Raw genomic sequence first — 11471 nt, forward strand, 5'->3', positions numbered from 1 at the left:
AACGGCCGCGGGGCGGGCCTCGGTCCCGCTAGCTTGGATCCGACGCTGTCGACCAGTACGCCAAGGAGACCACGCCGATGCCTCTCGACATCCCCGCCTTCAACGTGGCGTTCAACCGCGCGTACGACCGCGTTCACCGCAGCGGGAAACCGACGGACCTGGCCTCCGAGCAGGAGAAACTGCGGGCCCTGATTCCGGACGACGCCTCGGACCACGACCGCACCTGGACCACCCAGCTCGTCGACGACCTCGCCGTCCCACCACCTCCGCCACCGGAGCGCAGCGAGCTGTACCGCGAGGCCGAGCGGATCCACATCGCGGTGTATCCGCCGAAGGGCACCAGCGAGGAGCAGATCGCGATGCTCGAGGACGGTCGCCGCAGGATCTGGGACATCGCCGACCGCGCGGACAAGGACGAGGAATGGGCCATCCGTGTGCTGACGGAAGATCTGGAGTCGCTGGAGAACTGGCTGCGCAACCCACCGTTCCCGTTGACCGACACGCCCTTCCCTTCGGCTGATGGCTGAGTCGGGGCAACGGGTCCCCGAGAACTCGCCGACCTACCGCGAGTTCAGCCGGCTGTACGACCTCGCGAGGCAGCTCAGACCGACCGGCGTTGATCTCTGGAACCGTGAGCTGTACGCGACGAGCGAACACGGCGGCTTCGACCATCAGACAGGCGCGATCGGGATCCACGAGCGGATCCTGCGTGAGGGGCTGTCCCGGGATCATGCCACGGATTCGGAGTTGCAGTCGCTCGCGCTGGCAAAGGTCCTGGAACGTGCAACCCATGCCGGGATGACAATAGAAGCGCCCGGCGAACCCAACGCTGTTCAGACCACACAGTCGCGAGGACTGCACGACGGCTTGGCGGCGGTCCGGGCCGCGACGGACTTCCAGGCCTTCAACAGGATGTCCGGATACCCACCCGTGAAGTTCGACAACACTCGGCTGTCCGGCGCGTACGCGGCGACCAATGATCTGATTCATCAGGTTTCCGGGCCGTCCGTGGATCGGCAGCAGTTGGTGGGGCGGCTGCACGAGGGGCCGGCGGTGATGCACTTCGATCAGTTGGCGGAGGGCGTCGTACACAATCGGCTGCAGGAGGTCGCTCCGCCCGAGGGCCCGGATCGGCAGGCCGTGCGGCGTGAGCTGATCAGCACGATGCTGCATCCGCAGTGGGAGTCACTCGCCGGGCGCTCACCTGAAGCCGGGCGGCAGGTGGCCGGCGAGATCGGACAGGCGCTCAACGCGAAGGTGGACGAGATCCGGCGTCGCGGCCCACACCCCGATCTCGGCGTCCAGGCCGACGGCGCACCACGTGAGAACGGGGCGCGCAAGATCGCCGGCGTGGCGCGTGAGGGTGAGGTGGGCGGTGGCGAGCCGCCGAGGGACGCGACGGCGCCCACGAGCGCTCGGCAGGATGTGGAGGCGGCGAGGTTCCTGAGTGGTCTGGCACCGGCTGCTGGAGCCACAGGGCGAACCCCGTCATTGGGTGATGGGTCCCGCGCGGCCGCTCGTACGTCGGCGACCTCGCGCGATGTGTCCCCCCACCGCCCGCCACAACACGGCCCCGGATCCAGCCGAGGCTAGCTGCCGCCCGACTTTGCGGAACATAACCGCCCGCAGGCGACCAATTGTCTCCGAGGACCCACGAGCACCACCGGTACGACGAGGACTCGCTCGTTGTCCGGGCGCCGGAGACGGTGTCTGCGGCTCGCTCCGGATGAGTGGGCTTACGGACGGTTACTGTTCCGGGAACGGTTGACGCGGTGGGAGGGTGGCAGATGGGCAGCGGACAGTCGGCGGAGATGGCGGAAGCGTTGCGGGTCCTGGACTCCGCGGACCTGGAGCACGGCACCAGGGAAGAGCGGCTGGCGGCGTTCGCGCGCGCTCGGCAGGAGATCTGGGCGATCGCGGATCGAGCCGGTTCCGACAGCACCGCGATTCGCGCGTTGACCCGAGGGCTCGAGTCGTCGGAGCAGCTCCTCGCCGACGGCGCGCCCTGGGACGAGTCGCCGGCGACCGGCAGCTGACCGTGCCCGAGAGCGAGGACATCGTTCCGGTCGCCTTCAACGAGGCGTTTGCCGAGATCAGCACGATCGACGACTTCAGGTCCTTCGCAGACCAGGCCGGCAACGCGTTGCTCGATCGCGCGACAACCTCGGCGGAGCAGCCGAACGGCAATGAGCGCTGACAGGTCGCTGCGTTGACAAGCGACCTCCGCACCACCACGATCTAACCAGTCGAAATGGATTTAATGGTTAGGGGTTGGCGTGCGGCGGGTCGTGGTGGATGGGGTTTCGAACTTGGGGTTGCGGCCGCCGGTGGTAGGGGCGGTGCCGGGGTGTTACAAGTTGGCGGGGGCTGTGCGGGATCAGGGGTTCCTCGGGCGAATCGGGGCGGAGGACGGTGGGTCGGTGACACCGCCGCGGTACGACCGGGGTGACTGGAAGCCTGGGGACGGCGTGTTCAACGCGGCGGCGATGGCGGCGTACACGGCGCGGCTGGCGGATCGGCTGGACGGGTTTCTGGGGCAGGGGAAGTTCGTGGTGCTGCTCGGCGGTGAGTGCAGCAACCTGCTGGCGCCGACGTTGGCATTGAAACGGCGGGGGCGGTACGGCGTGGTGTATCTCGACGGCCACTCGGACTTCCGGACGGTCGACAACGCGCCGTACGTCGGAGCCGCCGGTGGTGAGGCGCTGGCGTTGGTCACCGGGCGGGGGCAAGCGGACCTGACGGATCTCGAGGGTCTCGGACCGTATACGCGGGACACCGACGCGGTGCTGCTCGGGATCCGGGCGGACGACGAGTACGTCGCGGACGTCGAGAAGGCGGGGATCCCGGTGTACCCCGCGGCGCGGGTCGCGGAGGACCCGGCCGGTGCGGCGCGCGGGACGTTGGAGCATCTCGACCGGGACGAACTCGACGGGTTCTGGGTGCATCTGGACGTGGACATCCTGGACGCCGCGATCATGCCGGCGGTCGACAGCCCGGATCCGGGTGGCATCGACCACGAGCAGCTGCGCGCACTGCTGCGGCCGCTGCTCGCGTCGCCGAAGTGCGTCGGCTTCGATATCGGCATTTTCGACCCCGACCTCGACCCGGACGGCACCTACGCGGCCGAACTCACCGACACCTTGGTCGCCGCGCTCACCTGACCATCCGACGAGCAACCACGGGCAGCCTCAGCTGGGGTTCCAGAGCAGTTCTTGGCCGTGTGGGGAGGCGGTGCCCAGGGAGCGCTTGTGGCCGCCTGGCCAGGTCTGTAGGTCGATGCGGTACTCCCACCCGTCCTGTCCGCGCTCATGGGTGATCACTGCATGCGGCTCGAGGCTGAGGTGGGCCAGTGGCGCTGCCGGAGTGGCCTGAGCGCCGAGCTCTTCCAGCCGCTGCTCGATCGCGGACCGGTCGGGTCGGCGCAGGTACTGCCACATGATCGAGTGCCACACGACCGTGACGTGCCCCTCCGACAGCTCCAGCGCGCGCAGGAACGAGACCGCGTCCTCCCGCCGTACGTCGGCCGGCACGTCGCGCGCGACCACCAATGCCCCCCGCAGCCGCTCCAGCCGGTCGACCATGTCCGGCCACACGTACGATGTCAGCGTGAGCGCACCGTCGTCCGTCAACGGGTTGACCGGCGCGATGTCGCAGCCGACCCGCTCCGCGATCCGCAGGTCCACCGAAGGCACCGGACCGCTCCACGCCGGGTCGAACACCACCGGGCTGTCCTCCGGTCCGTACGACGTTCCATCGGCCACGTACCGGTATCGGTCCGCGCGCAGATTCAACCCAGCTGACGCACCGATCTCGAACAGCCGCACCGGCAGCGGCAGCGTCTCGACCAGCCGCAGCAGGCCGCCGTACAGCGCACCGGACCGGCCGACCTCGTTCGTCTGCGGCGGTTGGGTCAGTAGCGACCGCACCTCCCCCAGCCGCGACCGCAGCACCTGCTCGAACGCCTCCCACCCGAGCACCGGGTCCCAACTGCCGCCCACGCTCGGGTAGAACGCCGCCAGCTCCGGCACCGTCCCCGACAGCACGAGACCGTGTACTGCGCCCAGCAGGCGCAGAGCGACCGCCTCACCGAACGACCGGTCCTCATAATCAGCGAGCACTTCGACAGTCACCCCGCCGACCTCGTAGTCGTCCACGAGCAGCCGAAGCAGTTCGGCATACATCGGGGACCCGAGGTCCTCGCAGGCGGTCGCTTGTCGCTGAAGAGCCGTTACGACATCCACGTAGGTGAGATTAGGCCGTGTCTGGCAATTCCGCGCAGTAGGCGGGGAATTGCCAGACACGGCCTAGAAGGTCAGGCGATCGAGTACCGACTTGGCCGTCGTTCGCGCGTCCTCCGGTTCGAGCGGCGCGCCATGACTGTCGGTCAGGTAGAACACGTCCACGCACTCCGCACCGAGCGTGCTGACGTGTGCCGAGCGGATGTCCGCGCCGGTCGCCGCTATGGCCGCAGTCACGTCGTACAGCAGGGCTGGACGGTCGTGCGCTCGCACCTGCAGGACGGTGGCGGTTTCGGACGCGTCCGGGAGCAGGTCCACTCTGCTGGCAACCCGTGGTGCGGCGGAGTCCCTGGCAGCAAGCCGCCGTACGACGTCCGTCGAGTCACGCAGCGCCACGGCCAGACGGTCCCGTAGGCGCACCGGATCAGGAGGTGAGCCGGCAACGGTCCACTGCGAGATGCCCAGTCCTTCAACGGCCGTGATGACAGCAGACCGGACCGCCAGCCGCTCCACAGCGAGTACGGCGGCCACAGTCGACAGCGTCCCCACTTGGTCCGGTACGGCGACGTTCACGCGCAGATCGCCGTGATGGTCGGACACGGTGACGCCGAGCCGCCCTACGCCGACCACCTGGTGCAGCACGGGCACCGGAATCGGTGGGGCGTCGTTCCACATGCCCTCGCCACCGCCTGAGAGCTCACCACGGACCCGCCGGCACAGCTCGCCCACGAGCCGCATCCGCCACGGCGACGACGCGGCCGGGCCGGCCGCCCGCGCGTCGGCGTACGTCAGCGCCTCCAGCAGGTCCAGCGCCTCGGTGGTCCGGACGATGCCCGCGACCATGTCCACGGTCATCGGGTCTTCCAGGTCCCGTCGCGTCGCGACCTGGGCGAGCATCAGGTGCTGCCGGACCAGCAGCGTGATGACGTCCGCGTCCTGCTCGCTGAACCCGAACCGCCGCGCCACCTTCGCCGCAATAGCCGCACCAGTGACGCTGTGGTCGCCGTCGACGGCCTTCCCAAGGTCATGCAGCAAAGCGGCCACCAGCAACAGGTCTGGTCGCCGTACGTCGCGCACCATCGAAGACGCCTCGACGCAGGTCTCCAGCAGATGCCGGTCGACAGTGAACCGGTGGATCGCCGATTGCGGTGGCCGGAAGCGCACCGCGTCCCACTCGGGCAGGAGCCGCGAGATGTAGCCGGCCTGGTCCAGCCCCTCCCACACTTCGAGCAGTCCGCTGCCCGCACCGAGCAGTGCGCACAGCAGTCGCCGCGCCTCCCCCGGCCAGGGGTCTGGCAGGTCAGCGGCCTTCAGCGCCAGCCGTCCGCAGACAGCCGGCGACAGTACGAGCTCACGATCCGCAGCGACAGCAGCAGCCCGCAGACCGAGTACGGCGTCCCGCTCCGGGCGCGCGTCCGGCATCAGCACGACCTCGCCCTCGTGCTGGCCCACTCCCTCGTCCAGCGCGAGCAGCAGCGGCCCGCCGGTCCGTTGACGACGTCGCGACCGCGGCGGCTTCGTCATGAGGCTCTCGACCCGCCGCCACGACACATCGCACACGTGGGCGAGCGTCCGGCCCGTCGCGTACACGTGCCGCAGCAACTCGTCCCGCCCCGACAAACCGATGGCGGCGGCCACCTCGCCCGCCAGGTCGGCCACCAACCGATCCGTCGCCCGACCGGCTACCTCATGCAGTGCGTCGCGAACCTCGAGCAGGTCCCGCCGCGCACGCTCCACGACCGGATGCGGTACGTCGACCAGCCACGACGCGACCAGTGCGCGCAGCACTACGGCGTCCCGCAACCCGCCGTACGCCTCCTTCAGGTCGGGCTCGGCGAGATGCGCGAGCTCTCCGACCGTGGAGGCGCGGTCACGACACGCCTGGGCCAGTCCGGGCAGCCGGGACTTCGCAGTACGCCGCCAGTCCGCCATCAGCACCGACCGCAGCTGCAGCGTCAGGTGCGAGTCCCCTGCGACATGCCGAGCGTCCAGCAGCCCGAGAGCCACCCGGTCGTCGGCGGCGGCAGCCTGCTGCGCGTCGGCCAGGGTGCGCACGCTGTGGTCCAGTTTGGTCCGCGAGTCCCATAGCGGGTACCAGATCTGGGCGGCCAGCTCGTCGATCCGCGGGTACCCCTCGCTGTGCACGAGCATCACGTCGAGATCGCTGTACGGCGACAGCTCCTCCCGCCCGTAGCCGCCCACAGCGACGAGGGCGACGCCCTCGGTAGGTACACCGAGGGCGTCGCATGCCTTCGCGAGCAGCAGTTGCAGCAGCGCATCGGCCTCTTCGGCCCGAACGCGCCGTTGCTCTGCCCGATCGACCATCTAGAGTGCGTCTCCGTCCAGCTCGCCGGTCCGGACCCGGACGATCGTCTCCACCGGGGTGACCCAGACCTTTCCGTCACCGATCTTGCCGGTCTGCGCGGCCTTCACGATCACGTCGGTCACGTCGGCGCTGTCGCCGTCCTCGACGACTACCTCGAGCCGGACCTTCGGGACCAGGTCCACCTCGTACTCCGCGCCGCGGTAGACCTCGGTGTGGCCCTTCTGCCGGCCGTAGCCGCTCGCCTCGGTGACCGTCATGCCGGTGACACCGAACGTCTCCAGGGCGGCCCGGACGTCCTCCAGCTTGTGCGGCTTGACCACCGCGGTGATCAGCTTCATGCGTTCGCCTCTTCTTTGTCGGACGCGACCTTCTCGGGCGTCTCCGTGGCTCCATTGTCCTTGCCGTCGGCCGCCGCCGCAGCGACGGGCCGGGCCGACAGCGCACCACGCAGGCCCGCGGCGCTCAGGTAGTCGTACGCCGTCTCCGCGTGCTCGACCTGGTCGACACCGGTGACCTCGTCGTCCTCCTTGATCCGGAAGCCGATCGTCTTGTCGATCACCTTGCCGAGGATGAACGCGACGGTGAAGGAGTAGACCCCGACCACCACGTTCGCCAGCGCCTGCTTGCCGAGCTGCGAGACACCGCCGCCGTAGAAGAGGCCGTTGACCGCGGACGGCGCCGCCGCGGAGCCGAGCAGACCGATCGCCAGCGAACCGAACAGACCGCCGACCAGGTGCACACCGACCACGTCGAGCGAGTCGTCGAAGCCGAGCTTGTACTTCAGCGAGACCGCGAAGGCGCAGATCGCACCGGCGAGCAGGCCGAGGATGATCGCACCGATCGGGGTGACCGCGCCACAGGACGGGGTGATCGCGACCAGACCGGCGACCGCACCGGACGCCAGACCCAGCGTGGTGGCCTTGCCGTGTGTCAACCGCTCGACGATCAGCCAGCCGATCACGGCGGCGGCGGTGGCGACCTGGGTGTTCACGAAGGTCACAGCGGCGGTCGTACCGGCGGTCAGCGCGGAGCCGGCGTTGAAGCCGAACCAGCCGAACCACAGCAGACCGGCGCCGAGCAACACGAGCGGCAGGCTGTGCGGCCGCATCGGGTCCTTCTTCCAGCCGATCCGCTTGCCGAGCACGATCGCCAGCGCCAGCGCCGCGGCACCGGCGTTCACGTGCACCGCCGTACCACCGGCGAAGTCGATGGCCTTGAGCTTGTCGCCGATCCAGCCGCCGTTGCCGTCGTCCAGGAACCAGACCGAGTGCGCGACCGGGAAGTACACCAGGCAGGTCCAGCCCACCACGAAGACGATCCAGCCGCGGAACGTCGCCCGGTCGGCGATCGCACCGGAGATCAGCGCCGGGGTGATGATCGCGAACATCATCTGGAAGGCGACGAACGCGAGCGTGGGCGTCGACCCGCTCACCGCCTCCGGCGCGAGCAGGCCCTTCAGGCCGACCTCGGAGAAGTTCCCGATCACGTGCCCGGTGTCACCGGCGAATGTCAGCGAATAGCCGACCACCACCCAGAGGATGGTGACGACGGCGATGGTGATGAAACTCATCATCATCATGTTCAGCACGCTCTTCACGCGCACCATGCCGCCGTAGAAGAAAGCCAGGCCCGGGGTCATCAGCATCACCAGGGCGGCACTGGCCAGAACCCAGGCGGTATCGCCGGCGTTGATCTCCATCAACGTCATCCCTTCCATCGAACTGGGGGTGACCGGCGTCCTCAGTCGGGAGGTCTCCACAACGCCGGGGAGCCCGCCGCTCGGCCACACAGCACACGGTGTCGGCGCGCCGTTTCAGCCGATCGGTCCGTTTGTTTCAGGCATGTGACAAAGGACGCTCCCAGGTGACATCGAGGTGACATCTCTCACGAAGGGCCCGGATGTGGCACTCTGGCCTGGACCACACGGGACCGCATTTGCGCCACTGCGCCCGTCCGACCTGGGGAACGAGAAATGGAGCCAAGTTATGCAGTGAGACCGCGCCGCGGCAGGCCACGGGATCCGGAGGCGGAACCGAGGATCCGCCGGTACGCCGTACAACTGCTGCTGGAGCGGGGATTCGACGGAATGACGGTGGACGACGTCGCCGAGGCAGCGGGGGTAGGCAAGGCGACGATCTACCGGCGGTGGGCCAGCAAGGAGTTACTCGCGAACGACGCGCTGACCGACCTGTTCGACCTGGAGATCCCGGACGCGGACACCGGCTCGTTGGCCGGCGACCTGCGCGAGGTCTACCGAACGGCATTGTTGTTCGCCAACACCGAGAGGGGGCAGGCACTCATCCGCCTCGCAGTCACCGAGGCGAACCGCGACCAGCGGTCGGCACAGATCTACCGGAAAGTCCTGGACCGGCGGATCGTACTGACCAAGGAAGCACTGGACCGGGCCAGATCCCGGGGTGAACCGATCCGCGACACCGCGGACCCGGTTCTGATGGTGGAGTGGATGGCGGGAGTATTCGTCGTCCGGGCGCTCACCGGGCGCCCGATGCCATCGCCCGAGGACGCCGAAAGCCTGGTCGACGTCACACTTCGGGCAGTTCTCGACGGACCCGCCGGAGCGATCTAGCCCGGCAGTGTCCCCGCCGGCCTGGACCCTGCCGGAGGGACGAGGTCCTCAGCTGACCTCGATGACGATCGACGCGACGATCAGCGCCACGATCGCCAGCACCACGCAGAGCGCCGCCGCCCGGCGCCGGCGACGCCGCAGCCGCAGTCCGGCCGCCCACGCCGCGTCGGCGAGATCTGTCTCCGGCAACCGGTCGGCCGCCGCCAGCAGCAACGGCTGCACGTCCTCCCGCCTCATTGCGCGTCCCGCCAGTCCCCCGCGCCGAGCGCGGTCTTGAAGCGTCCGAACGCCGCCATCGCGTGGGCGTGGACGGCGGTGTGGGACATACCGAGCAGATCGGCCACCTCGAACTCGGTGAGCTCCTCCAGGTGCAACAGCACGAACACGGTGCGTTGCGCGGGCGTCATCTCGGCCAGCGCCAGCTTCACCTTGTCGTCCTCGTCGACGAACGGCTTCGACCGGTTCCAGGGTCGCAGTGCCGGTTGGTAGAGCAGCGGCTGGACGAACGCGTCCGGGTCGTCCACCCGGGTCCACCGCACCGACAGTTGCTGGAAGGCGTGCAGCAGCACCTCTTCTGCTCGCTTCACGTCGCCGTACACGAGGTACGTCGTACGGAGCCATCTGCCCTGTCGCGCGTCGACGAACGAGGCGAAATCCGGGTCGACCGTTTCGCGCATCCACCCTCCCGCCTCTATTCAACTCCTCAACTACTGCGTGCTGCTACTGCCCGCCGCGTCTCTTCGGTGATCAGGTCGAAGTTGAGGCCCCCGGCGGCCATCAGGCCGGCTGCTGCGGACGGCATCACCTGAGCGGTCGGATTCGTCACGTTGCCTGCCGCGAACACCCCAGGAACGTCCGTAGCGCCCATAGGGTCCGCTTTGACCGCAGTGCCGACGTCGACGCCGTTCGACTCGACCTGCGTCGCCTCCAGACCCAGATCGGCCAGGAAGCCCGCACGGGCCCGCATGGTGGTCTGAATCGCCAGAGCCTGCCGCGGTACGACCTTGCCGCTCTCCAGCCGCACACCGGTGATCCTGTCGTCGGTCACCTCGATCTGCTCGACCTTGCCCTGCACCACGGAGATGCCGCGCGCAGCCAGCTCCTCCCACTGCTCCTCGGTCGGCTCCGGCGCAGTGTGCAGGAACAGCGTCACGTCGTCACTCAGCTGCCGGAACAGTTGCACCTGGTGGATCGCCATCGGACTGGTCGCCAGCACACCAATAGCCTGGTCCTGCACTTCCCAGCCGTGGCAGTACGGGCAGTGCACCACGTCCTTCCCCCACCGCTCCGCCAGCCCGGGTACGTCGGGCAGTACGTCGGTCAGCCCGGTCGTCACCAACAGCCGCCGACCGCGGTACGCCGTACCGTCGGCCAGCTCGACCGTGAAACCGTCCTCGTCCTTGCGGGCCGTGGTGACGGTGCCGGAGGCGAACTCACCGCCGTACCCGATCACCTCCTGGCGCCCGATCGCGGAGATCTCGCCCGGCGGCGTGCCGTCGCGGGTGAGGAAGTTGTGCACGCCCTCGGCGGGCGCGTTGCGTGGGGTGCCGTCGTCGATCACCAGCACCGAACGGCGGAACCGGACCAGGGCGAGCGCACCGCTCAGCCCGGCGGCACCGCCACCGATCACGATCACGTCGTACGTCGTCATCTCGGGACTCCTCGTTTCTCAGGGATATCTCGAGGATGCGTCGTGGTTTTCATTTTCGACAAGTATTGTTGCTGGTATGGCAAACACCGAGACGTTCGACGAGGTTCTCGAGTCGGTCGGGCCGCGGCTGCGCGCGCTCCGGATCGAGCGCGGGACGACGCTGGCCCAGTTGTCGGAGGCGACCGGGATCTCGGTCAGCACGCTGTCCCGGCTGGAGTCCGGCGGCCGCAAGCCGACGCTGGAGCTGCTGCTGCCGCTGGCCCGCGCCCACCAGGTGCAGCTGGACGAGCTGGTGGACGCGCCGCCGACCGGCGACCCGCGCATCTACGCCAGGCCGATCAAGCGGCACGGCACGGTGCACATCCCGCTGAGCCGGCGGCCGGGTGGGCTGCAGGCGTTCAAGCAGATCCTCCCGGAGGGCTTTCCGGGCACCGACGTCGTGCAGAAGACCCACGAGGGCTACGACTGGTTCTACGTGCTGTCCGGCCGGATCCGGCTGAAGCTCGGCGACCAGGACTTCGTGCTCAAGGAGGGCGAGGTGGCCGAGTTCGACTGCCGGGTGCCGCACTGGTTCTCCAACCCAGGCCCTGGACCGACCGAGGTGCTATGTCTTTACGGCCCGCAGGGGGAGCGGATGCACGTCCGAGCGCGAACCACATGACAGGAGAG

General features: G+C 68.8%; 14 protein-coding genes. 7 read left to right on the forward strand and 7 right to left on the reverse strand.

Annotated elements, in window-relative coordinates; genetic code table 11:
- Window positions 1-77 precede the first annotated feature (77 nt).
- The 5 genes from ACFYRH_RS19965 to ACFYRH_RS19985 all read left to right on the forward strand — a co-directional run bounded on the left by ACFYRH_RS19965 (window position 78) and on the right by ACFYRH_RS19985 (window position 3161).
- On the forward strand, window positions 78-527 hold the full coding sequence (locus ACFYRH_RS19965; RefSeq protein ID WP_387776906.1) for a hypothetical protein: 450 nt from the start codon (window positions 78-80) through the stop codon (window positions 525-527).
- Window positions 520-1593, forward strand: a complete 1074-nt coding sequence (locus ACFYRH_RS19970; protein WP_387776909.1) for a hypothetical protein — start codon at window positions 520-522, stop codon at window positions 1591-1593. The genes ACFYRH_RS19965 and ACFYRH_RS19970 overlap by 8 nt, the downstream gene beginning before the upstream one ends.
- A gap of 194 nt (window positions 1594-1787) precedes the next feature.
- Entirely contained in the window at window positions 1788-2036 is a 249-nt protein-coding gene (locus ACFYRH_RS19975) for a hypothetical protein (RefSeq protein WP_387776912.1), read from the forward strand.
- 2 nt (window positions 2037-2038) lie between these two features.
- Window positions 2039-2197 carry a hypothetical protein gene (locus tag ACFYRH_RS19980; RefSeq protein ID WP_387776915.1) on the forward strand — a complete coding sequence of 53 codons (159 nt, stop codon included), beginning with the start codon at window positions 2039-2041 and terminating at the stop codon, window positions 2195-2197.
- A 223-nt stretch (window positions 2198-2420) separates the two neighbouring features.
- A complete protein-coding gene (locus ACFYRH_RS19985; RefSeq protein ID WP_387776918.1) occupies window positions 2421-3161 on the forward strand; it encodes an arginase family protein in 741 nt (246 codons plus the stop codon).
- A gap of 27 nt (window positions 3162-3188) precedes the next feature.
- Here ACFYRH_RS19985 and ACFYRH_RS19990 read toward each other — a convergent pair whose 3' ends face one another.
- The 4 genes from ACFYRH_RS19990 to ACFYRH_RS20005 all read right to left on the reverse strand — a co-directional run bounded on the left by ACFYRH_RS19990 (window position 3189) and on the right by ACFYRH_RS20005 (window position 8272).
- Complete coding sequence (locus ACFYRH_RS19990; protein WP_387776921.1) at window positions 3189-4241, reverse strand: DUF2332 domain-containing protein; 1053 nt, start codon at window positions 4239-4241, stop codon at window positions 3189-3191.
- Between the two features lie 63 nt (window positions 4242-4304).
- Window positions 4305-6563 carry a [protein-PII] uridylyltransferase gene (locus ACFYRH_RS19995; RefSeq protein WP_387776924.1) on the reverse strand — a complete coding sequence of 753 codons (2259 nt, stop codon included), beginning with the start codon at window positions 6561-6563 and terminating at the stop codon, window positions 4305-4307.
- Window positions 6564-6902, reverse strand: coding sequence for a P-II family nitrogen regulator (locus ACFYRH_RS20000; RefSeq protein WP_355483534.1), 339 nt, complete (start codon window positions 6900-6902; stop codon window positions 6564-6566).
- Window positions 6899-8272 (reverse strand): ammonium transporter, encoded by a 1374-nt coding sequence (locus ACFYRH_RS20005; RefSeq protein ID WP_387776927.1) that lies wholly within the window; start codon window positions 8270-8272, stop codon window positions 6899-6901. The genes ACFYRH_RS20000 and ACFYRH_RS20005 overlap by 4 nt, the downstream gene beginning before the upstream one ends.
- Window positions 8273-8554: 282 nt before the next feature.
- Between ACFYRH_RS20005 and ACFYRH_RS20010 the strand changes: the two genes are divergently transcribed.
- Window positions 8555-9151, forward strand: a complete 597-nt coding sequence (locus ACFYRH_RS20010) for a TetR/AcrR family transcriptional regulator (RefSeq protein ID WP_387776930.1) — start codon at window positions 8555-8557, stop codon at window positions 9149-9151.
- Between the two features lie 48 nt (window positions 9152-9199).
- On the opposite strand, the gene ACFYRH_RS20015 is transcribed toward ACFYRH_RS20010, so the two are convergent.
- The 3 genes from ACFYRH_RS20015 to ACFYRH_RS20025 are packed head-to-tail and all read right to left on the reverse strand — an operon-like array spanning window position 9200 to window position 10802.
- A complete protein-coding gene (locus ACFYRH_RS20015; protein WP_387776933.1) occupies window positions 9200-9388 on the reverse strand; it encodes a hypothetical protein in 189 nt (62 codons plus the stop codon).
- Window positions 9385-9828 carry an RNA polymerase sigma factor gene (locus tag ACFYRH_RS20020; protein ID WP_387776936.1) on the reverse strand — a complete coding sequence of 148 codons (444 nt, stop codon included), beginning with the start codon at window positions 9826-9828 and terminating at the stop codon, window positions 9385-9387. Before ACFYRH_RS20020 ends, ACFYRH_RS20015 begins: the two co-directional genes overlap by 4 nt.
- A 26-nt stretch (window positions 9829-9854) precedes the next feature.
- On the reverse strand, window positions 9855-10802 hold the full coding sequence (locus ACFYRH_RS20025; RefSeq protein ID WP_387776939.1) for an NAD(P)/FAD-dependent oxidoreductase: 948 nt from the start codon (window positions 10800-10802) through the stop codon (window positions 9855-9857).
- A 76-nt stretch (window positions 10803-10878) separates the two neighbouring features.
- Between ACFYRH_RS20025 and ACFYRH_RS20030 the strand changes: the two genes are divergently transcribed.
- Entirely contained in the window at window positions 10879-11463 is a 585-nt protein-coding gene (locus ACFYRH_RS20030; RefSeq protein ID WP_387776942.1) for a helix-turn-helix domain-containing protein, read from the forward strand.
- Window positions 11464-11471 lie beyond the last annotated feature (8 nt).

It is taken from the genome of Kribbella sp. NPDC004875 (assembly GCF_042873375.1).
GTDB lineage: Bacteria > Actinomycetota > Actinomycetes > Propionibacteriales > Kribbellaceae > Kribbella.

Excerpts from the sequence above, each read along its gene's own strand:
- ACFYRH_RS19965 (WP_387776906.1), top strand. The coding sequence starts at position 78 with ATGCCTCTCGACATCCCCGCCTTCAACGTGGCGTTCAACCGCGCGTAC.
- ACFYRH_RS19970 (WP_387776909.1), top strand. The coding sequence starts at position 520 with ATGGCTGAGTCGGGGCAACGGGTCCCCGAGAACTCGCCGACCTACCGC.
- ACFYRH_RS19975 (WP_387776912.1), top strand. The coding sequence starts at position 1,788 with ATGGGCAGCGGACAGTCGGCGGAGATGGCGGAAGCGTTGCGGGTCCTG.
- ACFYRH_RS19995 (WP_387776924.1), bottom strand. The coding sequence starts at position 6,563 with ATGGTCGATCGGGCAGAGCAACGGCGCGTTCGGGCCGAAGAGGCCGAT.
- ACFYRH_RS20000 (WP_355483534.1), bottom strand. The coding sequence starts at position 6,902 with ATGAAGCTGATCACCGCGGTGGTCAAGCCGCACAAGCTGGAGGACGTC.
- ACFYRH_RS20005 (WP_387776927.1), bottom strand. The coding sequence starts at position 8,272 with ATGACGTTGATGGAGATCAACGCCGGCGATACCGCCTGGGTTCTGGCC.
- ACFYRH_RS20015 (WP_387776933.1), bottom strand. The coding sequence starts at position 9,388 with ATGAGGCGGGAGGACGTGCAGCCGTTGCTGCTGGCGGCGGCCGACCGG.
- ACFYRH_RS20020 (WP_387776936.1), bottom strand. The coding sequence starts at position 9,828 with ATGCGCGAAACGGTCGACCCGGATTTCGCCTCGTTCGTCGACGCGCGA.
- ACFYRH_RS20025 (WP_387776939.1), bottom strand. The coding sequence starts at position 10,802 with ATGACGACGTACGACGTGATCGTGATCGGTGGCGGTGCCGCCGGGCTG.
- ACFYRH_RS20030 (WP_387776942.1), top strand. The coding sequence starts at position 10,879 with ATGGCAAACACCGAGACGTTCGACGAGGTTCTCGAGTCGGTCGGGCCG.